At 47.8% G+C, this 22,384-nt stretch carries 21 protein-coding genes and 1 tRNA gene; 20 read left to right on the top strand and 2 right to left on the bottom strand.

Annotation, left to right across the window (positions count from 1 at the left end; genetic code table 11):
• Positions 1-68: 68 nt before the first annotated feature.
• From ftsE to DXB70_RS12345, 18 genes are all read left to right on the top strand, one after another.
• Positions 69-752: a cell division ATP-binding protein FtsE gene (gene ftsE, locus DXB70_RS12260; protein WP_022359885.1), complete on the top strand. Its 684-nt coding sequence runs from the start codon at positions 69-71 to the stop codon at positions 750-752.
• Complete coding sequence (gene ftsX, locus DXB70_RS12265) at positions 742-1,650, top strand: permease-like cell division protein FtsX (RefSeq protein ID WP_118293415.1); 909 nt, start codon at positions 742-744, stop codon at positions 1,648-1,650. The genes ftsE and ftsX overlap by 11 nt, the downstream gene beginning before the upstream one ends.
• Before the next feature lie 67 nt (positions 1,651-1,717).
• Positions 1,718-2,995: a M23 family metallopeptidase gene (locus DXB70_RS12270; protein ID WP_107001481.1), complete on the top strand. Its 1,278-nt coding sequence runs from the start codon at positions 1,718-1,720 to the stop codon at positions 2,993-2,995.
• A 212-nt stretch (positions 2,996-3,207) separates the two neighbouring features.
• Entirely contained in the window at positions 3,208-4,476 is a 1,269-nt protein-coding gene (locus DXB70_RS12275) for a S41 family peptidase (protein WP_022359888.1), read from the top strand.
• Positions 4,477-4,715: 239 nt separating this feature from the next.
• Entirely contained in the window at positions 4,716-5,345 is a 630-nt protein-coding gene (gene pth / locus DXB70_RS12280) for an aminoacyl-tRNA hydrolase (protein WP_107001482.1), read from the top strand.
• Positions 5,342-8,872, top strand: a complete 3,531-nt coding sequence (gene mfd, locus DXB70_RS12285; protein WP_118629241.1) for a transcription-repair coupling factor — start codon at positions 5,342-5,344, stop codon at positions 8,870-8,872. The genes pth and mfd overlap by 4 nt, the downstream gene beginning before the upstream one ends.
• Before the next feature lie 195 nt (positions 8,873-9,067).
• Positions 9,068-9,652, top strand: a complete 585-nt coding sequence (locus tag DXB70_RS12290; RefSeq protein WP_107001484.1) for a hypothetical protein — start codon at positions 9,068-9,070, stop codon at positions 9,650-9,652.
• A 17-nt stretch (positions 9,653-9,669) separates the two neighbouring features.
• Positions 9,670-9,975, top strand: coding sequence for a hypothetical protein (locus DXB70_RS12295; protein ID WP_107001485.1), 306 nt, complete (start codon positions 9,670-9,672; stop codon positions 9,973-9,975).
• Positions 9,976-10,039: 64 nt separating this feature from the next.
• Positions 10,040-10,435 (top strand): BlaI/MecI/CopY family transcriptional regulator, encoded by a 396-nt coding sequence (locus tag DXB70_RS12300; protein WP_107001486.1) that lies wholly within the window; start codon positions 10,040-10,042, stop codon positions 10,433-10,435.
• Positions 10,432-11,499 carry a M56 family metallopeptidase gene (locus tag DXB70_RS12305; RefSeq protein WP_118673410.1) on the top strand — a complete coding sequence of 356 codons (1,068 nt, stop codon included), beginning with the start codon at positions 10,432-10,434 and terminating at the stop codon, positions 11,497-11,499. Before DXB70_RS12300 ends, DXB70_RS12305 begins: the two co-directional genes overlap by 4 nt.
• Before the next feature lie 2 nt (positions 11,500-11,501).
• A complete protein-coding gene (locus DXB70_RS12310; RefSeq protein ID WP_107001488.1) occupies positions 11,502-11,726 on the top strand; it encodes a hypothetical protein in 225 nt (74 codons plus the stop codon).
• A gap of 664 nt (positions 11,727-12,390) precedes the next feature.
• Entirely contained in the window at positions 12,391-13,614 is a 1,224-nt protein-coding gene (gene tyrS / locus DXB70_RS12315) for a tyrosine--tRNA ligase (protein WP_107001489.1), read from the top strand.
• A gap of 301 nt (positions 13,615-13,915) precedes the next feature.
• Positions 13,916-14,833 carry a phosphate ABC transporter substrate-binding protein gene (locus tag DXB70_RS12320; RefSeq protein ID WP_118673411.1) on the top strand — a complete coding sequence of 306 codons (918 nt, stop codon included), beginning with the start codon at positions 13,916-13,918 and terminating at the stop codon, positions 14,831-14,833.
• Positions 14,834-15,030: 197 nt separating this feature from the next.
• Positions 15,031-15,969, top strand: coding sequence for a phosphate ABC transporter permease subunit PstC (gene pstC, locus DXB70_RS12325; RefSeq protein ID WP_022359893.1), 939 nt, complete (start codon positions 15,031-15,033; stop codon positions 15,967-15,969).
• Complete coding sequence (pstA, locus tag DXB70_RS12330) at positions 15,959-16,834, top strand: phosphate ABC transporter permease PstA (RefSeq protein WP_117796012.1); 876 nt, start codon at positions 15,959-15,961, stop codon at positions 16,832-16,834. Before pstC ends, pstA begins: the two co-directional genes overlap by 11 nt.
• 21 nt (positions 16,835-16,855) lie before the next feature.
• Positions 16,856-17,611, top strand: coding sequence for a phosphate ABC transporter ATP-binding protein PstB (pstB, locus tag DXB70_RS12335; RefSeq protein WP_117796011.1), 756 nt, complete (start codon positions 16,856-16,858; stop codon positions 17,609-17,611).
• 104 nt (positions 17,612-17,715) lie between these two features.
• Positions 17,716-18,378, top strand: a complete 663-nt coding sequence (gene phoU / locus DXB70_RS12340) for a phosphate signaling complex protein PhoU (protein ID WP_117796010.1) — start codon at positions 17,716-17,718, stop codon at positions 18,376-18,378.
• A 107-nt stretch (positions 18,379-18,485) separates the two neighbouring features.
• Positions 18,486-19,088, top strand: a complete 603-nt coding sequence (locus DXB70_RS12345) for a DedA family protein (RefSeq protein WP_117796009.1) — start codon at positions 18,486-18,488, stop codon at positions 19,086-19,088.
• 33 nt (positions 19,089-19,121) lie between these two features.
• Here the strand turns inward: DXB70_RS12345 and DXB70_RS12350 are convergent, their stop codons facing one another.
• Positions 19,122-20,021, bottom strand: a complete 900-nt coding sequence (locus DXB70_RS12350) for an MBL fold metallo-hydrolase (RefSeq protein WP_182448452.1) — start codon at positions 20,019-20,021, stop codon at positions 19,122-19,124.
• A 75-nt stretch (positions 20,022-20,096) separates the two neighbouring features.
• Positions 20,097-20,168: transfer RNA gene (locus tag DXB70_RS12355), tRNA-Arg, on the bottom strand.
• 120 nt (positions 20,169-20,288) lie between these two features.
• Between DXB70_RS12355 and DXB70_RS12360 the strand changes: the two genes are divergently transcribed.
• Together DXB70_RS12360 and queA are read left to right on the top strand one after the other, a co-directional pair.
• Positions 20,289-21,074, top strand: coding sequence for a hypothetical protein (locus tag DXB70_RS12360; protein WP_118673413.1), 786 nt, complete (start codon positions 20,289-20,291; stop codon positions 21,072-21,074).
• A 170-nt stretch (positions 21,075-21,244) separates the two neighbouring features.
• Complete coding sequence (gene queA / locus DXB70_RS12365) at positions 21,245-22,270, top strand: tRNA preQ1(34) S-adenosylmethionine ribosyltransferase-isomerase QueA (RefSeq protein ID WP_107001497.1); 1,026 nt, start codon at positions 21,245-21,247, stop codon at positions 22,268-22,270.
• Positions 22,271-22,384 lie beyond the last annotated feature (114 nt).

The raw sequence follows: 22,384 nt of genomic DNA on the forward strand, positions 1-22,384 counted from the left end.
GTGGCGGGGAGGAAGATTGCCTTTGCCGCAGCAATTTCATTTGGAGAATTGAAAAAGAGGATTTACGCATGATAGAGGTTAAAAATCTCACCAAGACGTACAAGACGGGGAATAAAGCCTTAAAGGGAATCAATATTCAGATTCAGGACGGCGAGTTTGTTTTCATCATGGGACGAAGCGGTTCCGGCAAATCGACGCTTTTAAAGCTTCTTTTGAAGGAGCTGGAGCCGACTTCCGGTCAGATTATCGTCAACGATATGGATCTGGAAAAGATGCCGAGACGCTACATCCCGAAGTACCGCAGACGGCTGGGAATGGTGTTTCAGGATTTCCGTCTGTTGAAGGATAAGACGGTATATGAAAATGTCGCGTTTGCACAGCGGGTCATCGGCGTATCGCCCCGTGAGATTAAGAAAAATGTGCCGGAAATGCTCCGACTGGTAGGGCTTTCTTCAAAATATAAAGCATACCCTAACCAGCTCTCGGGCGGCGAGCAGCAGCGTGTTGCGATTGCCCGTGCGCTGATCAACTCGCCGGAGATACTTCTGGCGGACGAGCCGACGGGAAACCTGGATGTACATAATTCCATGGAGATCATGGAGCTTCTGGAGGAGATAAACCGGCGCGGGACGACGGTGCTTGTGGTAACGCACAGCCGGGAGATCGTAGCAGAGATGGGAAAACGTGTGATCACGCTGACGCGCGGCGTGCTGACGGGAGATCAAAAAGGCGGTATCTGGCATGAAAATTAGTACATTGATTTACTGCACCAAGGAGGGCATGCGCAATATCATCCGGAATATCTGGTTTTCACTGGCGTCGGTGGCGATTATTTCGGCATGTATTTTCCTGTTCTGTATGTTTTTTGGCTTGATTGCCAACGTACAGTATATGGTGCGGAATGCAGAATCTACAGTAGGAATCACGGTTTTCTTCAATGAAGATATGAGTGAGGACGATATACAGAAAATCGGGGATGAGATACGCGCCCGCGATGAGGTCAAGGAAGTAAAGTATGTTTCTGCCGAGGAGGCATGGGAGAATTTTAAGAAAGAATATTTTAAGGGAGTCGAGGATCTGGCAGAAGGATTTGCGGATGACAACCCGTTAGCCGGTTCGGCGTCCTACGAGATCTATCTGAAAGACATTGACATGCAGGATGACATGGTTGCATGGCTTGGCACGGTGCAGGGGATCCGGAAGATCAATTATTCGAGCGATACGGCGTCCGGGCTTTCAAGCTTCAACAAGATGCTGGGACTTTTGTCGGGGGTGATCATCGCTATTCTGCTGGCAGTTGCTATCTTCCTTATCAGCAATACGATCACGACGGCAGCTGCATTTAGGCGGGAGGAAAACCGGATCATGCGCCTGATCGGTGCGACGAATTTCATGATCCGTGCGCCGTTCGTTGTACAGGGTGTGATGATCGGTCTGGTTGGCGCGCTGATTCCGCTGGCGATCACGTATTTTCTGTACCGCCAGGCGGTTGTATATATGATGGAACGGTTTGATATCTTGTCGAACCTGATTGAATTTATCCCGATTCAGACCATTTTCCCGAGCATGGTAGCCGTGGCGATGGCGCTGGGCGTGGGAATCGGTTTTGTCGGAAGTTTCTTTACGATCCGCAGACATTTAAAGGTGTAAGAAACATTGGCGGCTGCTGTAGGAGAATGCGGCGGCAGCGAAAATTTGCGGTAAAAAGGATGAGAACATGAAAAAACAGGGATTGAAAATACGTGCGGCTCTGTTCCTTGTGACGGCGGCGCTGGCGTCTTCCCCAGTGCTGACCTCGGTGGCGGCAGCGACGAAAAAGGATGTAAGCAGCGCCAAGGATAAGAAAAGCGCCCTGGAACAGGAGAAAAAGAAGACCGAGGAGGCGATCAAAAGCCTTCAGGGTCTGAAAAGTAACACCGAGAGCTATGTCAAGGAGCTGGACACGAAGATGAATGATCTGCAGTCGCAGGTCACGAAGCTGGAAAATAATATTTCCAGCAAGCAGAAAAGCATCAATGAGACGGCGGTAAAGCTGGAGGAAGCGCAGAAAACTGAAAAAAAGCAGTATGCTTCGATGAAAATGCGTATCAAATATATGTATGAGAAGGGCGATAGCAGCTACTTAAATCTGCTTCTGGAAGCCCGTTCGCTCTCGGAGCTTTTAAACCGGGCAGAGTATGTTTCAAAGATTTCGGAGTATGACCGGAAGATGCTCGACCAGTATGTGGCGACGAAAGAGTCCATCGCGGACAGCAAGAAAAAGCTGGAGACGGAGAAGACGGAGCTGCAAGAGATGAAGACGCAGACGGAGGCAAAGCAGGATTCAGTCCAGCTTCTCCTGAATGAGAAAAATAAAGAACTCCAGAACGTCAACGCGCAGATCGGCGAGAAATCAGCGCAGGCGAAAGCGTATGAGGACGATATCAAGGCGCAGGAAGCCAAGATCGCGCAGATGGAGGCGGAGATTAAGAAGAAGGAAGCGGAAGAGGCGGCGAAAAAAGCGGCAGAGGAAGCTGCCAGAAAAGCCGCCGCAGCGGGAAAAACGAATAATTCGACCGCGAAAGGGAATACTGGCAGTACGACTACCACTTCGACGGGAAGTTCTTCGCTGCGCTGGCCGTGCCCTGCAAGCGGACGCATTACATCTGGATTCGGAAAACGTAAATCACCGACGGCGGGCGCGTCCTCGAACCATAAGGGCATTGATATCAGCGCTTCGACCGGCAGCAGCATCGTGGCAGCCGCCGGAGGAACGGTTTCGATTGCAACCTACAGTTATTCGGCTGGAAATTATGTTGTGGTCAACCATGGAAATGGACTTTCAACCGTGTATATGCACTGTTCCCAGCTTCTGGTATCGGCAGGGGATACGGTAAAAGCCGGACAGACGATCGCGAAGGTAGGTTCGACCGGATATTCGACAGGTTCTCATCTGCATTTTGCAGTCCGCAAGAACGGAAGTTATGTAAACCCTTCGAGCTATGTAAGTCCGTAGTGCGGAAAGTATCAGGTGGCTGCAAAAGATGAAATCCGGGTAACTGTTCAGTAGGTCTGCGCATTTACTGCGCTGACCGTACAAAAACATGGACCAGCAGGCAAAAATCCCATTGCCGTAGGCAATTTTTGATGGATTTTTGCGCGTGACTGTGAAGGTACTGAACAGTTACAAATCCGGAAGGAATAGACAGGAATCAGGAGGCATAAGAGATGGACAGTAAAAATAAATTCTGGCGCGGTGTGATGGTCGGTGTGCTGGTGACAGCACTGGTGTGTCTGATCACGGTCGGTGCTTCGGCGGGGATTTACATGTTTGGACGCCGTGTGATCGATAATCAGACACAGGTACAGGTACAGACCGAGGGAACACCGTCGCAGGCACAGGAGCCGGTCAATTTTGAGAATGTCACGAAAAAGCTGGAGCAGATACAGGATATTATCGATAAAAAGTACCTGTTTGAGGAAAAAATTGATACATCCGAGGAGGAAGCCGGCATTTATCAGGGCTTTTTGAGTGGTTTAAATGATCCGTATGCGGTTTACTATACGCCGGACGAGCTGACAAGCTTCCTGGATGAGACAAATGGTTCTTACTGCGGCATCGGCGCTCTGGTATCCCAGAATGTCCAGACCGGCGTCAGCACGATCGTGCGCGTCTTTGAGGGCAGCCCGGCCGAGGAGGCAGGCATCCTTCCGGGTGATGCGCTTTATAAGGTAGACGGCACCGAGGTGATTGGCATGGATCTGTCGCTTCTGGTCAATAATTACGTCAAGGGCGAGGAAGGCAGCCAGCTGACGATCACGGTTTATCGTGAAAATAGCGACGAGTACAAGGATATCACCCTGACCCGCAGACCGATCGATGTGCAGACGGTGTCAGGCAAGATGCTGGATGAAGAGATCGGATATATTTCCGTTGCAGAGTTTGACCGTGTGACTGCCGATCAGTTTAAATCCAAGATCGAGGAACTGCAGGGCGAGGGCATGAAGCGCCTGATCATCGATCTGCGGAACAACCCGGGCGGCGAGGTGACGACGGTTGTCTCAATGGCGGATTATATCCTGAAAGATGGCGGACGGATCCTGACCGTGGCAAATAAGAAGGGCACGGAGGAGACATACGACGCTGAGGATGGACACAGCCTGGAGATCCCGATGGTTGTGCTGGTAAATGGCAATTCCGCCAGCGCGTCGGAGGTATTTACCGGTGCGATGAAGGATTACGGCGTGGCGACGATCGTCGGAACGAAGACTTTCGGTAAAGGTATCGTGCAGACGCTGATGCCGCTTTCGGATGGAAGCGCGATCAAGCTGACGACCGACCATTATTATACGCCGAATGGAAATGATATCCATGGAAAAGGCATCGAGCCGGATCTCGAGGTGGAGCTGGATGAAGAGGCGGCGCAGGAAGTCGTGATTCCAGAGGAGAAGGATAATCAGCTGCAGAAGGCGGTTGAGGTTGTGAAGGGAAAGTAACTTCTTATTTACACGACCCCAAAACTTACGGCACTTTCGATTCCAAAAGTGCCTATCCGTGAACAGTAACTTTAAAAGTATCCAGAAAAATAAGTGCGTTAGATCCTGAAACAGCTTGAAAAAGTGGCAGTTTCAGGATTTAACGCTTAAAGTCGTGTCTGTTTTGGCTTTTTGAGAAAGACGATGAGTGAAGAATCTGGTATTTTTGATACTATAGAAAAAGAGGGAGAAATAGAATTATGTATGTAATTGCAGGACTTGGAAATCCGGGAAGAGAATATGAGGGAACCCGCCACAATGTGGGATTTATGACGCTGGATGCGCTGGCGGACAAGTATAACATTGATGTCCGGGAGAAAGCATTTAAGGGACTGATCGGAAAAGGCGTGATCGAGGGAAATAAGGTCATTCTGGTAAAGCCGCAGACGTATATGAACCTGAGCGGCGAGTGCATCCGTCAGGTGATGGATTATTATAAGGTAGATCCAGCGGAGTTTATCGTGATTTATGACGATATCAGCCTGGTTCCGGGCGGCATCCGGATCCGCAAAAAAGGCAGCGCGGGCGGCCACAATGGAATCAAAAATATCATCGCCCATCTGGGAACGCAGGAATTTCCACGCGTGCGGATCGGTGTGGGCGAGAAGCCGGCGCGCATGGATCTGGCAGACTATGTGCTGGGACGTTTTCCGAAAGAGGAAGCCGAAACGATGACGACGGCGTTTAAGGACGGTGCGGCGGCAGTCGTGGATATGATGACAGAGGGCGTTGAGGCGGCGATGAACCATTTTAACGGCGCGGCGCGCGGGGAGAAGGAGAAGCTAGAGAAGCAGAAGGCGGAGAGGAAGGAGGAAGTCAAGACACAATGAGCGATTTATTTGCAAATCCGTTAGAGGAGATGATCGAGTTTCAGGATCTCAAGACGGATTTACAGCGCGGACAGGGACCGCTTCTTGTCACGGGATGCCTGGATTCGCAGAAGGTGCATCTGCTGTCCGAGCTTTCGGATCTGACGCCCTGGAAGCTGATTGTCACCTACGATGATTCGAGGGCGCGGGAGATCTGTGAGGATTACCGGTGCTTTGATACGGATATTTCGCTGTACCCGGCGAGGGATCTGCTGTTTTATACGTCGGATATCCACGGAAACCTGCTGACGAAACAGCGGATTCAGGTCATGCGGCGGGTCCTGGAGAGTTCCGGCGGCGTGGTGGTCACGACGATCGACGGGCTGATGGAACATCTGCTGCCGCTTGCGTGGATGAAAGAGCGGAGTCTCACGATCGGGACAGAAGATGTGGTCGAGGTCGGGAAGCTGACGCACGCCCTGGCAGAAATGGGATATGAGAAGGTCGCGCAGGTTGAGGGATCAGGGCAGTTTTCGGTGCGCGGCGGTATCATTGACATTTTCCCGCTGACGGAGGAGGTGCCGTACCGGATCGAGCTGTGGGGCGACGAGGTCGATTCGATCCGTACCTTCGACCCGGAGAGCCAGCGATCGATCGAGCAGGTGGATGAGGCAGTGATCTATCCGGCGACGGAGATGGCGCTGACGCCGGAGCAGATTCAGGATGGAACCGAGGCGATCGAGAAAGACCGCAGGAAATACGTGAAAAAGCTCCGGGATGCCATGAAGACGGAAGAGGCGTACCGGATGGATTCGGCTGTCTCGGAGGTCTTAGAGGGGCTTCGCGAGGGCTTCCGGGTGCATGGGCTGGGAAGCTATATCCGGTATTTCTGCAAGGAAACGGTATCGTTTTTAAACTATTTTCCAGTCGATGAGCTGACGATTTTCCTGGATGAGCCGCTGCGCTTGAAGGAAAAAGCAGAGACGACCGAGACGGAGTTCCGGGAGAGCATGTCGCACCGTCTCGAGGGCGGCTATCTGCTTCCGGGGCAGACTTCCTTCCTCTATTCGGCGAAGGAGACGCTGGCGATGGCAATGCGCCCGCGCACTCTTTTACTGCTGGGGCTGGATCAGAAGCTCTCCGGCATGACGGTTAAGAAAAAATACAGTCTGAGCGTTAAAAATGTCAATTCCTACCAGAATGGATTTGAGCTTTTAATCAGCGATCTGGCGCGCTGGAAGAAGGAAAAATACCGGGTGGTATTGCTGGCTGGTTCGCGGACGCGCGCGAGCCGTCTGGCGGGCGATCTGCGGGAGTATGATTTAAGTGCCTTCTGCCCGGATGAGGGCGAAAACACCGTGAAACCGGGTGAAATCCTGGTGACTTACGGAAAGCTGCATCGGGGATTTGAATATCCGCTGATTAAGTTCGTCGTGATCACCGAGGGAGACATGTTCGGCGGCGGACGGGGGCGGAAAAAGAAGAAAAAGACCTCCTACCAGGGTAAGAAAATCCAGAGCTTTTCCGAGCTTTCGATCGGCGATTATGTGGTGCATGAGAGCCACGGACTCGGCATTTACCGGGGCATTGAGAAGATCGAGCAGGACAAGGTCGTCAAGGATTACATCAAGATTGAGTACCGCGACGGCGGTAATCTCTATCTTCCGGCGACCCGCCTGGAGGGAATCCAGAAATATGCCGGTTCGGATGCCAGGACGCCGAAGCTCAATAAACTGGGCGGAATGGAATGGAATAAGACGAAGAGCAAGGTGCGCGGTGCGGTCCGTGATATTGCAAAGGATCTCGTCGAGCTTTATGCAGCGCGTCAGCGGAGCGAGGGCTACCAGTATGGACCGGATACGGTCTGGCAGAGGGAATTTGAGGAAATGTTCCCGTTTGAGGAGACGGAGGATCAGCTGGAGGCGATCGAGGCGACCAAAAAAGACATGGAAAGCCGCCGCATCATGGACCGCCTGATCTGCGGCGACGTTGGATACGGCAAGACGGAGATAGCGCTCCGGGCGGCATTTAAGGCGATTCAGGAGGGTAAGCAGGTTGTGTATCTGGTGCCGACCACAATTTTGGCGCAGCAGCATTACAATACCTTTGTGCAGAGGATGAAGGATTTCCCAGTGCGGGTCGATATGCTGTCGCGTTTCCGCACGGCGGGCGAGCAGAAAAAAACGCTGGAAGATCTGAAAAAAGGGCAGGTGGACGTCGTGATCGGAACGCACCGCGTCCTTTCTAAGGATGTTGTCTTTAAAAATCTGGGGCTTCTGATCATCGATGAGGAACAGCGCTTCGGTGTGGCACATAAGGAAAAGATCAAGAAATTAAAGGAAAATGTAGACGTTCTGACGCTGACGGCGACGCCGATTCCGCGTACCCTGCATATGAGTCTCATTGGCATCCGGGATATGAGTGTCCTGGAGGAACCGCCGGTGGACCGCCTGCCGATTCAGACCTACGTCATGGAGTACAACGACGAGATGGTGCGCGAGGCGATTCACAGGGAGCTGGCGCGGGGCGGACAGGTATATTATGTCTACAACCGTGTCAATAACATCGACGAGGTGGCAAACCATGTGGCGGCTCTGGTGCCGGAGGCAAACGTCGTGTTCGCCCACGGGCAGATGCACGAACATGAACTGGAAAAAATTATGCTGGATTTCGTTGAGGGCAATATCGACGTTCTGGTGTCTACGACCATCATTGAGACGGGACTGGACATTCCGAATGCGAACACGATCATCATCCACGACGCCGACCGGCTGGGGCTGTCGCAGCTCTACCAGATCCGCGGTCGCGTCGGACGTTCCGGGCGGACTTCGTATGCGTTTCTCATGTACCGGCGCGACAAGCTGCTGCGTGAGGAGGCGGAAAAACGTCTGCAGGCGATCCGTGAATTTACGGAGCTGGGAAGCGGTATCAAGATTGCGATGCGCGATCTGGAGCTGCGCGGTGCCGGAAATCTTCTGGGCGCGGAACAGCATGGCCACATGCAGGCGGTCGGTTATGACCTGTACTGCAAGCTCTTAAACGAGGCGGTGCTGGCACTTCGCGGTAAGAACGAAGCCGAGGACTTCGAGACGGTGGTGGACTGCGACATCGACGCGTATATTCCGCCGTCCTACATCCGCAATGAATATCAGAAACTCGACGTTTACAAGCGGATTTCCGGTATTGAGAACCAGGAAGAGTACATGGATATGCAGGATGAGCTGATCGACCGCTTTGGCGAGATTCCACGTTCGGTGGAGAACCTGTTAAAGATCGCCGATCTAAAAGCGCTTGCTCATCAGGCGGGTGTCGTGGAGGTCGATGTAAAGAAGCAGGATATCACGATTCAGATGTACCAGAAAGCCGATCTGGACGTCTCCGGCATTCCGGCGCTGATGGAGAAATATAAGGGCACGCTGACCTTCAGGACGGGTGATGTGCCGTCGTTCTATTACCGCGACGTGCGGCAGAAACATACGGACTGCGAGACGATGCTTGTGAAGGCGCGGGAGATTCTTTCCGGGCTCGCGGCGCTGGCGAAAGAGTAGTTTTTAATTGTGTAGAAAAGATTGAAAGTATATTTGAAATGAAAATATATTTTTAATATTGACATATATAATCAAAGATGATAATATATAATCAAATTAAAGCTTGTTTACTAAATTTAAAGAAGGGAGGGATTCCAATGCAGCAAAAATGTGGGATGCTCATTAATAATGTGAATAACGTTAAGAAGTGGTTTTATGAAAAAAATTATGAGTATTTTATTGTCGATAGTTATGTCAACTTCATTGGTAATCCCAACATTTGCGGAAGCGCCGCCATATTCAATAGATAAAGTGGCAACAAAGGTTGTGATTGATCAACATGAATTGAGAGATATTTATGATAAATATGCTTCGGTAACGGATGAAACTGTTGTGGAAGATATGTTAATGGAAGATTTTGGTTTTTCAAGATCGGAAGTTAAAGAATTATTGGAAGTAAGCAAAAGTGGTAGTGGAGGATCTACAGGTGCTTCGAGGGCATCTAGTATAACTGGAAGATTACCAGCAACAGCTGCTATAGGAACCGTTGTAAATATTGTGTATACAATTGATTTGCAAGAAATGAAAGATTTAGCGACAATAACTAATTTTATCGCAAGACAGGTAGGCGGAGCAGGAGCAGGGGTAGCAGTGGCAGCACTTGTTGCTAAAACAGTTTTAGCAGCTGCACAAAAGGGTGGCATAAACTATGCAAAAGTTACAATATCTTATACATATGGCTATAATAATGATGGAGTATTAGGGTGGACGCCAGGTTATACCAAGTATGAGTATTGGTAATAAAAAAGGGAGATGCAATGAAAGAGAATAGAGTATCAAATGAATTCCGTCAAGGAAGAGAAGCAACGTTTGCCGCTTTATTAATGGAACTGTGTCTTTGTGGGGAGCGAATTGCTTCCATAATGGGAATTAGAAATTGGTATGATCAGGTGGGAACTGTTAGAATTTTTCTTTGTATTTTGATTTTTTGTTATTATTATATAATTAAAAAACCAAGATTATTAGATACGCCTGAATGGTATGAGCTAATGAAAAAAGATAGAGTGATTTATGGAATGTGGATCTTGGAAATGATAATATTAGTTAGTAGTATTGGAACTTGAGTGAAAAACAAAGGGGGCGTCAGTTGCTCCCTTTGTTTCTATAAATTATGAGATTGGGAATTTTATGAAGAATAATTATTTAAGTGAACGAGAAATGAATGTTATGCAGGTTTTGTGGAAGTATGAAAAACCCATGACGGTGACAGAAATTGTAGAATCTGAAAAAGAATTGACAACGCCAACAGTCCATACTGTGTTAAGAAAATTGCTTGATAAGGGTTATGTTCAGGTTATTGATACAGTTCAGACTGGAAAAGTTTTTGCTAGGCGATATAAAGCGAAAAAGACTCAGGATGAAGAAATAGAAGAAAAAATAGAAAAATGTATGAAAAATTCTAGAAATCCTATGTCCTTTGTAAATACAATAACAGCAGCTTTGTTGAATGGAGCAGTAGATGAAGAGTCGGTTATTGACGAATTAGAACGTATAGTTCAAAAAAGAAAAAAAGAGATTTTATGAAAATAACATATACATCAATTTTATCGGCAATATGTAGTTCAATTTTGCTATTGGGTTTTTTGTCGGTTTATATATGGAAAAAGCAAGAAAATTATAGCTTGTATGAAGTAAAATTACTTATTTTTTGCACTGTACTAACAGGAGTAAGATTATTTTTTCCAATAGATATTTGCGGAATAAGTCATACGATAGGAATAAAAATATTATATCCAGAACTTTGTCGCTTTATGCGGGGGAAAATAGGATTTTTAAGTCATTTTTCTGTACTTTTTTTGATTAGTTTACTTGGAAGTTTTCTTATCTTAGTGCAAAAAAGTTTATCATATATATCATTTATAAAATTAATAAAAGAAATAAGACCGATAGAGTATATTCGTGTTAAAAAGTATAAAAAAGTGAAAAAAATACCAATATTGAAAGTTGATAGTATAGAAGATCCATTTATTGTTGGTATAAAAAATCCGTATATAATAATACCGAATATAGATGAAGAAACAAAAAAAATAGTACTCTTGCATGAAGTGGGACATTACATTAAAAGAGATTTATTTTTAAAGTGTTTTTTTGAAATATTATGTCTTTTATACTGGTGGAATCCGTTAGTATACATAGTTCGGTATTATTTTTCTAACATATTAGAAATAAGAAATGATTTAATTGTTTGTAATGAGTTATCTGAAATAGAAAAAATTCATTATGTTGAAATATTGTTAAAAATGTCTAGGACAAAAGCGTTAAAAAGGAGAGGAACACTATCTTTTTTTAATGGAAGTTTTTTGAAAATTAGAATTTCTTCTATATTGAATGAAGAACAAAAAAAACAGGTCAATATTAAGTTGTTCTTTTTCTTAATTGCTATTATATTGTCTGGTACAATAGTAATAGAACCAGTAGCTGATTTGAAGTTGCATGCACCGTATTTTGAAGAAGATGATATAGTCAAAAAAAATAACTTTTTTGTAAAGACAGAAAACGGGTATGAATTATATATGAATGGTACATATATAGGAACATTGGATGAAATACCAAATGAATTAAAGAATATTAATATTAGGAGGAAATAAAAATGAAAAAAACGATCAGAATTTTAGCAGTAATAATTGCTATGACATGTATTTTTTCAGGGACTGCGTTTGCACAAGAGAAAGAGGTGGCTGTTGAAAAATCGAGTTCAATAGCTAGAGCAGATGTTATAAAATATGTTTATAAAGTTGAAAACGGGAAATTATATAGAAGATTATATAATTATTCTAAGGATACGTGGCTGGGAGATTGGGAACTGTGTGACTAAAGTAATAATATGATAATTATATTTAATAAATATGTACACTACTTTTTACGCTTTGAATTTAAAGTAATGTAAAAATTTTATAGCGTGAAGTTTGAAGTTGAGAAATTGCCTTGACAAATAATAAATTTCGCTTATAATACAGAATATACTCAATAACCTTACAAAGGCAATGAAGGGAACAAGTAGAGATCCGCAGGAGAGCGCACAGAAAGCAGCCGGATGATGAGAGGCGCGCGTGAACCGGATATTCGAATACATCCCGGAGCTTCGCACCGAAGAATCTAAAATCGGATCCGATGAAAAGGCTGCGTGGAAAATGTGCGGCGGTTGATTTGGTAGGCTGCGACGTGAGAGACACACGTTATCCGGTCACGGTATCAGAGGGTACCGGCAGAGGCAGATGGGCGCGAGCTGTCTGCGAACAAAGGTGGTAACACGGGAATTTTGCCCCGTCCTTTTTGGAGGACGGGGCTTTTTTATTTTATAGAAAAATGTGTCTTGTGAAATCACAGACGTTCCAAAGTACCTTTATTGTTCTGTTTTGAGAATGATTTTCGGAGAGAAAATAAAGGATGAATCGGATGTATTTTTGAAAAAAGGAATCCCGTGGAGAAGCAAAACGAGTAAGCAAAATTATTTTTTATAAAAAGGAGTAAACAGGAAAATGCAGATTTACGAAGAATTAGTAGCCAGAGGTCTGATCGCCCAGGTTACAAACGAAGAAGAGATCAAAAAACTGGTCAACGAAGGAAAAGCCGTTTTCTACATCGGTTTTGACCCGACCGCAGACAGCCTTCATGTAGGACATTTCATGGCACTGTGCCTGATGAAACGTCTGCAGATGGCAGGCAACAAGCCGATCGCATTACTTGGCGGCGGCACCGGCATGATCGGCGATCCGTCCGGACGTACGGATATGCGCCAGATGCTGACACCGGAGACGATCCAGCATAACTGCGACTGCTTCAAAAAGCAGATGAGCCGTTTCATCGATTTCTCTGATGACAAGGCGCTCTTAGTCAACAACGCAGAGTGGCTGATGAATCTGAATTATGTAAACTTACTGCGCGAGGTTGGTCCGCATTTCAGCGTCAACCGTATGCTGACCGCTGAGTGCTACAAGCAGAGAATGGAGAGAGGCTTAAGCTTCTTAGAGTTCAACTACATGATTATGCAGAGCTACGACTTCTATATGTTATACCAGAAATACGGCTGCAACATGCAGTTCGGCGGCGATGATCAGTGGAGCAATATGTTAGGCGGTACCGAGCTGATCCGCAGAAAGCTTGGCAAGGACGCACACGCAATGACCATCACCCTGCTGTTAAACTCCGAGGGCAAGAAGATGGGTAAGACCCAGTCCGGCGCTGTATGGCTGGATCCGAACAAGACATCCCCGTTCGAGTTCTACCAGTACTGGAGAAACGTAGCCGATGCCGATGTATTAAAGTGCCTGCGTATGCTGACCTTCCTGCCGCTTGAGCAGATCGATGAGATGGACAAATGGGAAGGCAGCCAGTTAAATACTGCAAAAGAGATCCTGGCTTACGAGCTGACCAAGCTGGTACACGGCGAGGAAGAGGCTGAGAAGGCACAGGCAGCAGCGAAAGCACTGTTCTCCAGCGGAAATGCAGCCAATATGCCGACCTACGAACTGACTGAGGATGATTTCAACGGTGATGAGATCGATATTCTCTCCATCCTGCAGAAATCCGGTCTGGCTCCGTCCCGTTCCGAGGCAAGAAGAAATGTCGAGCAGGGCGGCGTATCTGTAGACGGAAACCAGGTAAAAGATATCAAGGCAGTCTTCACGAAGGATCAGCTCGCTGGCGAAGGAATGGTTGTCAAGAGAGGTAAGAAGAACTTTAAGAAGGTTGTTTTAAAATAAGTGGAGATGTTCCGCCAGAATCTTCACCCCATACAAATCAGAATCACGCCGCCGGCGATCTCTGCCGGGCTTTCAAGCGAAGCCCGGAGAGATGTCCGGCGGCGGTTCCGATCATGGAGAGAAGCAGAGCAAATCCGAAACCATATCTTACATTCACTCCCACAAAAATTACCCAAATTTTACATAAACGATACCAAAATATGATTTCTGTAAATCCAGGAATCTTTTATACTGCGTACTGTAAGAAATCAAGGATAAAAAACTCTGAGAGAAAAAAGAGAGAGGAAAGAGGAATTTTATTATGAAGAAAAATATTCAGAAAACAATCGCAGTATTAGGAGCAGCCGTTCTGGCAACTGGAATGGTAGGATGTGGTTCCAGCAATACAAATACAAGTGCAGCAGACACAAGCGCAGACAGCAGCGCAGCTGAAAGTGGTGCAGCAGCAGATACAACCGAGAACAGCGCAGATACAAAAGATTTAAGTGGTTCTATCACCCTGGCAGGTTCCACTTCGATGGAAAAATTTGCAAATGCACTGGCAGAAACGTTCATGGAGAAATATCCGAACGTGACCGTACAGGCTGAATTTACCGGCTCTTCCGCAGGTATCGAGTCCGTGCTGGCAGGTCAGTGTGATGTCGGTGATTCTTCCAGAGCATTAAAGGATGATGAGAAAGCAAAAGGTGCTGTTGAAAATATCGTAGCCATCGATGGTATCGCCGTTGTCGTTGACCCGTCCAACGCTGTAGATGGTCTGAGCAAGGACGAGCTGACCGGCATTTACGACGGAAGCATCACAAACTGGAAGGATGTAGGCGGCAGCGATATGCCGATTGTCGTAGTCGGACGGGAAGCAGGTTCCGGTACAAGAGGCGCATTTGAGGAGCTTCTGGGTCTGGAAGATGCCTGCAAATATGCAAACGAGCTGGATTCCACCGGTGCAGTTATGGCAAAAGTAGCATCTACACCGGGTTCCATCGGATACGTTTCCCTGGATGTAGTCGATGATACCGTTAAGGCAGTTAAACTGGATGATGTAGAGCCGACGGAGGAGAACATCAAGGCAGGCAGCTATTTCTTAAGCCGTCCATTCGTTATGGCAACCAAGGGAGAAATTTCTGAGCAGAACGAGCTGGTACAGGCGCTGTTTGACTATGTATACTCTGCAGAAGGCGATGACCTGATTAAATCTGTAGGCCTGATTACTACGAAGTAAGAAACTGCATCGGAATTTGTGAATGTGGATAAAATTACCGGTGAAAACCGGTAAGGATAGAAAAATCAGAAATTCACGAATATACATAATATTGAATAGATTCAAATAATATCGAGTCGCTTGCAGTCAAGCCGCAGAAAGGAAACTCTGCTTTGACCGAAAGCGGCTCGCTGTTCAATCCGGGACAGGAGAGACATATGCACGAAAAGAAATTTACCATTTTTGGAAGCCATGCCACGAAATCAGCGGTAGAGAGGGCAGCGGAAATTATTTTTACCGCCTGCGGCCTGCTGGCAGTGGTGGCAGTTTTTTCAATTACCTTATACATGATTATCAGCGGTACCCCGGCACTTTTTAAGGTGGGTGTTCCGGAAATCTTATTTGGAACCGTCTGGAAGCCGACTGGAAATCCGGCGTCTTTCGGAATTCTCTACGTTATTTTAACCTCCATCGTCGGAACCTTTCTGGCGATCCTGATCGGTGTTCCGATTGGGCTGTTTACCGCCATCTTTCTGGCAGAGGTTGCGCCGCCGAAGGTAGCGGCAGTGGTCCGCCCGGCAGTTGAGCTTCTGGCAGGTATTCCGTCGGTTATCTACGGACTCTTAGGAATTTTGATTTTAAATCCCCTGATGTATAAGCTGGAAATGAAAATCTTTGCCGGTTCCACGACGCATCAGTTTACCGGCGGTGCGAACCTGATATCGGCGGTTCTGGTTCTGGCAATCATGATTCTTCCGACCGTCATCAATATCAGCGAGGCGTCGCTTAGGGCAGTCCCGAAACATTTAAAAAGCGCATCGCTGGCGCTCGGTGCAACACATATCCAGACGATTTTCAAAGTAATCGTTCCGGCGGCGCACTCCGGCATCATCACGGCGGTGGTTTTAGGCTGCGGACGTGCGATCGGGGAGGCAATGGCGATCAGCCTGGTATCTGGAAGTTCAGTCAATCTGCCGCTTCCATTTAACTCCGTCCGTTTCCTGACAACCGCGATCGTGGCGGAAATGTCTTATTCAGAGGGACTTCACCGGGAAGTGCTCTTTACCATCGGTCTGGTGCTGTTCGTATTTATCATGTTTATCAACACGGTGCTTAGCCGGATGTTTGTGAAGGAGGGCGGCGCAAATGACCGATAATAGAATGAAAAGTATTTACCAGAAGCGCACCCGCATCGGGGACAATATCTTAAAAGTGCTGATTTATCTGGCAGCTGGCGTGGCGATCGCGCTGTTAGTTGGCATCATGGGATATGTGTTTGTGCGCGGCCTGCCGCAGGTTTCCTTGCAGCTTCTGTCCACGGTGCAGAGCTCCCTCAAGGGCACCTTTGGTATTCTGGGAAATATCATCAACACGATTTACATCATTGTAATTACCCTTATCATTGCAGCGCCGATCGGAATCGGCTCCGCCATTTATCTGAACGAATACGCAAAGCCGGGAAAACTGGTGCGGACGATTGAATTTACAACTGAGATCCTGTCCGGTATTCCGTCGATTATTTTTGGCTTGTTCGGTATGGTCTTTTTCGGAATGACGCTGAAGCTGGGCTATTCGGTTCTGACCGGATCCTTCACGCTGACCCTGATGGTGCTTCCGCTGATTACGCGGAACACACAGGAAGCACTCAAAACCGTTCCGGACAGCTACCGCAGCGGCGCATTGGGAATCGGTGCAACGAAATGGTATATGATCCGGACGATCCTGCTGCCGAGCGCGGCACCGGGTATTCTGACCGGCGTCATCCTTTCGATTGGCCGTATCGTGGGCGAGTCGGCGGCGCTTCTGTTTACTGCCGGAAGCGGCTTCCAGCTTCCGAAAAACCTGTTTGGAAAACTGTTTGAGTCGAGCGGCACGCTGACCATCCAGCTCTACCTGTCGATGCAGAAAGCAAAATACGATCAGGCGTTTGGAATCGCGGTCGTGCTTCTGATTATCGTGCTGGGAATCAACCTGCTGACGAGATTTTTGACCAACCGGTTTGATGTGACAAAATTAAAATAAAGTAAAAAATGAGGAAATGATATGGAGACAAAAATTTCTACGTTGGATTTGAATCTGTACTATGGAAACAATCATGCATTAAAAAATATCAATCTGGATATATATGAAAATCAGATCACAGCGTTTATCGGACCGTCCGGCTGCGGTAAGTCTACCTATTTAAAAACATTGAACCGCATGAACGATCTGGTGCCGAATGTAACAATCAATGGAAAGGTGTGGATCGACGGCGAGGATATCTATGATCCGAAGGTTGATACGACGCTTCTTCGCAAGAAGGTCGGCATGGTATTTCAGCAGCCGAACCCATTTCCGATGAGTATTTATGACAATATCGCGTATGGACCGCGGATTCACGGCATTAAGGGAAAAGCAGAGCTGGACGCGATTGTGGAGAAGAGTCTGCGCGGCGCGGCCTTGTGGGATGAGGTCAAGGATCGCCTGAAACGTTCTGCACTGGGACTTTCCGGCGGACAGCAGCAGCGTCTCTGCATCGCGCGTGCGCTGGCGGTTGAGCCGGAGATTCTCCTGATGGATGAGCCGACCTCGGCACTGGACCCGATTTCCACGCTGAAAATCGAGGATCTGATGGGCGAGCTTAAGAAGAATTATACCGTTGTCATCGTTACTCACAATATGCAGCAGGCGACCCGTATTGCGGACTATACGGCATTTTTCCTGGTGGGAGAGGTAGTCGAGTATGCACCGACGACGGATCTGTTCTCGCATCCGCGGGAGAAGAAGACGGAAGACTATATTACCGGACGGTTTGGATGATAGGCGTAAGATTGAGGATTTAAAAATAAGTAGAAAATCAGTTTACTGTTCAGAAGTGGAAAATTTCTGGGCAGAAAACAGGGGAGATGGAGAGGAGATACGGGATGGCGACGAGAGAGGCATTTATACAGGAGTTAGAAGGGCTGAATCAGGAATTGAACGCGATGAGCCAGATGGTGCAGGATGCGATTGACAGTAGTTTTCAAGCGCTTACCGAGCATAATGAAGAGCTGGCACAGAAGGTTATCAAAGGCGACCGCGATGTGGACAATATGGAGCGAAAGATCGAGACACACTGCCTGACGCTGATGTTAAAGCAGCAGCCGGTTGCCAGTGATCTGCGCCATATCTCGACGGCGCTGAAGGTTGTGACCGATCTGGAGCGGATGGGCGATCAGGCGGCGGACATTGCCGATCTGTCCCTGCGTTTGGAGGATGCAGATATTAGTCTTGTAAGCAAACATCTTCCGGCCATGGTGGCAAATGTGAAAACGATGGTAAAGGATGCGATTCACGCGTTTATTGAGCGTGACACCGAGATGGCGGAGACATTCGAACAGAGGGATGATCTGATCGATGCCTTCTTTGAGCGGGTAAAACGGGAAGTGATTGAGTTTCTGAAAAAAGACGGGGATAAATCCGATGTGGCAGTCGATCTTTTGATGGTTGCTAAGTATCTGGAGCGAATCGCCGATCACGCGGTCAATGTGTGCGAGTGGACAGAGTTCTCGGATACGGGGGCCGTGGGGGATGTGATGATTCTCTAGGTTTAATTAAAATCCGGGCATGAAAAATGAAAATTAGATGCCTGGATTTTTTCCGTTCCGCATAAAATAAATAGAATATGTGGAAATAACGTGGAGTGCGATATATCATGCGTGATATAGTGCTGGAACTTTTAAGTTCATACGGATATGCGGGAATGTTTGCCCTGATTCTAATTGAGAATTTGTTTCCGCCGATCCCGTCGGAAGTGATTTTAACCTTTGGTGGATTTATGACAACATATACACGGATGAACATAGCCGGGGCAGTTCTGGCAGCGACGGCGGGCTCGGTGCTGGGGGCGCTGATTCTGTATGAGCTGGGGCGGCACATTCCCGTGCAGAAGTTTTATGCATTTTTGGGCGGGGCATGGGGAAAACGGCTGGGAGTAGAAGTGGAAGATGTGAAAGATGCAGACGGATGGCTGGAGAGAACGGGACGGTCAGCCGTCTTTTTTTGCCGGTTCGTTCCGATCATCCGAAGCCTGATCTCGATTCCGGCGGGGATGGCAAAGATGGAACTGCTGCCGTTTCTCCTGCTGACAACAGCGGGCAGTCTTATCTGGAATACGGTGCTCATCGGAGCCGGCGCGGTGGCGGGGGCATCGTGGGAACGTATTCTGGTGCTGTTAAAAACATATTCCCGCTTCGCCATGATGGGAGCGGGAATCTTGGGATTTGCGGTGGCGAGTGTGTATTTTCGGAAACGATAACAACAGGAGAGTGAAAATTCATGCAGAAAGAGTTTATTCATTCAAACAAAAATATATGGTGTCATTCTTTACTTCCAGCCGTGCCGTCCCATCGATCACCAGCTGTTCCAGATATGGGCGCAGGTGGCGTTCCTGACGGATGAGCTGGTCGTAGGTACCGATGTGCATTCCGATCAGGCGTCGGCTTGCCTGATAAAATTCATCACGCGTCATCGGTCTCTGCAAAAGCTTTGCCAGCTCTGCGAGACGCAGACGGATAAGATCCATATTTTTGTCCGCCAGTTCCTGGATATTGCCATCAAATGGGCCTTTGTGCGATAAAATCCAATGCTGGTAAGGCAGTTTTGTGATTGCTTCCTTGCTTTTCAGATCCAGACCGACGTGGTCGCAGTATGGAAGCTTGACGTGACGCAGGACATTTTCGGTTAAAAGCGCGTCTCCGGCAAAGCAGACGCCGTCCGGTGTGCCGATGACGATGTGGTCGAGGGAATGCCCCGGCAGATGGTGAACCGGGAAGGTTACGCCGCAGAGTGTCACGGAAGTATCCTCCGGCTGGATGATACAGTCAACCGGGCAGCGCTGCTCGGTGTCGATGGAAATCTTTTCCTCCTCGGAGCGCCCGAAATAATTGGTATACCGTTCCAGCGCCGCCTGGGAGGCGATCAGCCCGGCTTCGCCAAGCGACATAGCCAGTGGAATCTGAAAGGCTTCGCGCAGGCGTTTGCTGTTTCCATGATGGTCGATGTGCGCGTGGGAAACGATCAGCCCCGCCGGGGTCAGCCCGGCGTCTTTCAGAGAGCCGACCAGCTCGTCATATTCCTTTGAGTAACCATTGTCAAACAGGATGCAGCGGGTGTCGTCGATGCGGTAGATGCCGACGGCTGTTTTGCCAAGCAGGCAGTCTGTATTTCCAGAAACGTGTATGAGTTCCACGGAAAGAGTCCTCCTTTTATCATGAATAACACAAAAAGCGACGGCTGAGATATCTCCGCTGTCGCTTTTTAAGAATGCGTCTGATAGGAATCGAACCTACGCCTCAGGCTCCGGAGGCCGGCGCTCTATCCACTGAGCTACAGACGCATTACTTGTATGATACTATAATATTTAGAAAATTGCAAGTTTTTTTTCGGAAATACCGCTTGCCGAGTAACCAAATCACCGCTATAATATTAACAATCGAATAAGTCAGGAGGCGGTCGGGTGGGAGAACCGAAAAAGAAACCGGGACGCAGCCGGAAGAACGGAACGGATTGGGAACTGCGCCGCTATGTGATGCTGCTTGCGGCGGTGATTGTATTGATTCTGATTGGCGCGGTGGCGATGTTTTCCGGGAAAATAACAAACATTCTGGGGAAAAAGGATGGCTTACCGGCAGAAATGGTGGATACAGGCGGATCTGGAATGGTGATTGAGCCGGACACGAAAGAATATATTCAGGACTTTGGCGGATGTATTCTGACAGAGAATGGCGAGCCGGGGATCACAGAGCTGATGAATACTTATTTTCAGGCGGTTTCCGACTGTGATATGGATACGTTTGTGAAGTTGTTTACCTCACAGGATACGAGTGAGGAAGAACACTACCGTCAGGAATTTGAAGAACAGAAGCAGTACATTTCCGGGTACCAGAATGTGAAATGTTATACGACGCCGGGGCTTAGGGACGGTGAGATGGCAGCGTATGTGTATTATGAGATTTTGTATACGGGCGTGGAGACACCGGCACCGAGTCTGGTGCGGATCTATGCGATCCGGGCGGAGGACGGAAGCTGGCAGATCGATGACGGGAAAATGTCCGAAGAGCTGACGCAGTATTTTGAAGAGCTGTCGGTCAATGAGGATGTGCGCCTTCTCAGTAAGCAGACGGATGAAGCAATGGATGCGGCGATGGAGCAGGATGAAGCGCTGAAAGAGCGCGTGGAATTTATGAAACAGGGCGCATCTTATATGCAGGAGGAGTCAGAACCGGCTGTGTCAAATCCTTAAAATGCTTTATTGAATTCGTCTGGCTGGAAAAATAAAGTTTTTAAGGTGTGGAAAGCTGAAAAGCGGATATGCCGGAGTATGGAGAAATGATTGATATCATATAAGATATAAAACCGATTGATTTATAAAAAGTGAAAGTACAGATATAGAAAGACAAAGAGGCACAAAGAATGGATGTAAAAGATTTTTATTATGATTTACCGCAGGAGTTAATTGCACAGGATCCGCTGGAAGATCGTTCTTCTTCCCGGCTTTTAGTGCTGGATAAAAAGACGGGTGAGATGCAGCATAAGGTGTTTAAGGATATTGTCAATTATCTTCATCCGGGCGATTGCCTGGTGATCAATGACACAAAGGTTATCCCGGCGCGTCTGATCGGAAGCAAGGAGGGAACGGATGCACATATCGAGATTCTTCTTCTGAAACGTCGTGAGAACGATATCTGGGAGACACTGGTAAAGCCGGGTAAAAAGGCAAAACCGGGAACCGTAATTAATTTTGGCGATGGTTTGTTAAAAGGAACCGTCATTGATGTGGTAGAAGAGGGAAATCGTCTGATTCAGTTCTCCTATGAGGGGATCTTCGAGGAGATTCTTGACCAGCTTGGCCAGATGCCGCTTCCACCGTATATTACACACCGTCTGAAAGATAAAAACCGTTATCAGACCGTTTATGCAGAACATGAGGGATCCGCGGCTGCTCCGACTGCCGGACTTCATTTTACCAAGGAACTGCTGGCACAGATTCAGGAGATGGGAGTGAAGATCGCGCATGTGACACTCCATGTGGGTCTGGGAACCTTCCGACCGGTCAAGGTTTCAAATGTTTTAGATCATCATATGCATTCGGAGTTTTACCGCATCGAAGAAGACGCTGCTAATATGATTAATGAGACGAAGAAAAATGGCGGACGCATTATCTGTGTCGGTACGACAAGCTGCCGGACGCTGGAATCCGCAGCAGCCGAGGACGGCACGATCCGCGCATGCAGCGGCTGGACGGACATTTTCATTTATCCAGGCTACCAGTTCAAGATTCTGGACTGCCTGATCACAAACTTCCACCTGCCGGAGTCCACGCTCGTCATGCTGGTATCCGCACTGGCAGGCAGAGAACATGTGCTCACGGCGTATGAAGAGGCGATCCGGCAGAGATATCGGTTCTTTAGTTTTGGGGATGCTATGTTTATCCAGTAGAGAAAAGGGATGTATGAAAAAGACTCATAGTGAAAGGCTATGGGTCTTTTTATTTCGAAAAATGTTTGAAAAACGGCACACCGCGTTCTCGTTACTTTAGCCTGCAAATAAAAA

The organism is Clostridium sp. OM05-5BH (genome assembly GCF_003481505.1).
Lineage (GTDB): Bacteria > Bacillota > Clostridia > Lachnospirales > Lachnospiraceae > Otoolea > Otoolea fessa.

What these genes read in the sequence shown, in the direction of transcription:
- ftsE (WP_022359885.1), top strand. Translation starts at nt 69, where the DNA reads ATGATAGAGGTTAAAAATCTCACCAAGACGTACAAGACGGGGAATAAA.
- ftsX (WP_118293415.1), top strand. Translation starts at nt 742, where the DNA reads ATGAAAATTAGTACATTGATTTACTGCACCAAGGAGGGCATGCGCAAT.
- DXB70_RS12270 (WP_107001481.1), top strand. Translation starts at nt 1,718, where the DNA reads ATGAAAAAACAGGGATTGAAAATACGTGCGGCTCTGTTCCTTGTGACG.
- DXB70_RS12275 (WP_022359888.1), top strand. Translation starts at nt 3,208, where the DNA reads ATGGACAGTAAAAATAAATTCTGGCGCGGTGTGATGGTCGGTGTGCTG.
- pth (WP_107001482.1), top strand. Translation starts at nt 4,716, where the DNA reads ATGTATGTAATTGCAGGACTTGGAAATCCGGGAAGAGAATATGAGGGA.
- mfd (WP_118629241.1), top strand. Translation starts at nt 5,342, where the DNA reads ATGAGCGATTTATTTGCAAATCCGTTAGAGGAGATGATCGAGTTTCAG.
- DXB70_RS12290 (WP_107001484.1), top strand. Translation starts at nt 9,068, where the DNA reads ATGAAAAAAATTATGAGTATTTTATTGTCGATAGTTATGTCAACTTCA.
- DXB70_RS12295 (WP_107001485.1), top strand. Translation starts at nt 9,670, where the DNA reads ATGAAAGAGAATAGAGTATCAAATGAATTCCGTCAAGGAAGAGAAGCA.
- DXB70_RS12300 (WP_107001486.1), top strand. Translation starts at nt 10,040, where the DNA reads ATGAAGAATAATTATTTAAGTGAACGAGAAATGAATGTTATGCAGGTT.
- DXB70_RS12305 (WP_118673410.1), top strand. Translation starts at nt 10,432, where the DNA reads ATGAAAATAACATATACATCAATTTTATCGGCAATATGTAGTTCAATT.
- DXB70_RS12310 (WP_107001488.1), top strand. Translation starts at nt 11,502, where the DNA reads ATGAAAAAAACGATCAGAATTTTAGCAGTAATAATTGCTATGACATGT.
- tyrS (WP_107001489.1), top strand. Translation starts at nt 12,391, where the DNA reads ATGCAGATTTACGAAGAATTAGTAGCCAGAGGTCTGATCGCCCAGGTT.
- DXB70_RS12320 (WP_118673411.1), top strand. Translation starts at nt 13,916, where the DNA reads ATGAAGAAAAATATTCAGAAAACAATCGCAGTATTAGGAGCAGCCGTT.
- pstC (WP_022359893.1), top strand. Translation starts at nt 15,031, where the DNA reads ATGCACGAAAAGAAATTTACCATTTTTGGAAGCCATGCCACGAAATCA.
- pstA (WP_117796012.1), top strand. Translation starts at nt 15,959, where the DNA reads ATGACCGATAATAGAATGAAAAGTATTTACCAGAAGCGCACCCGCATC.
- pstB (WP_117796011.1), top strand. Translation starts at nt 16,856, where the DNA reads ATGGAGACAAAAATTTCTACGTTGGATTTGAATCTGTACTATGGAAAC.
- phoU (WP_117796010.1), top strand. Translation starts at nt 17,716, where the DNA reads ATGGCGACGAGAGAGGCATTTATACAGGAGTTAGAAGGGCTGAATCAG.
- DXB70_RS12345 (WP_117796009.1), top strand. Translation starts at nt 18,486, where the DNA reads ATGCGTGATATAGTGCTGGAACTTTTAAGTTCATACGGATATGCGGGA.
- queA (WP_107001497.1), top strand. Translation starts at nt 21,245, where the DNA reads ATGGATGTAAAAGATTTTTATTATGATTTACCGCAGGAGTTAATTGCA.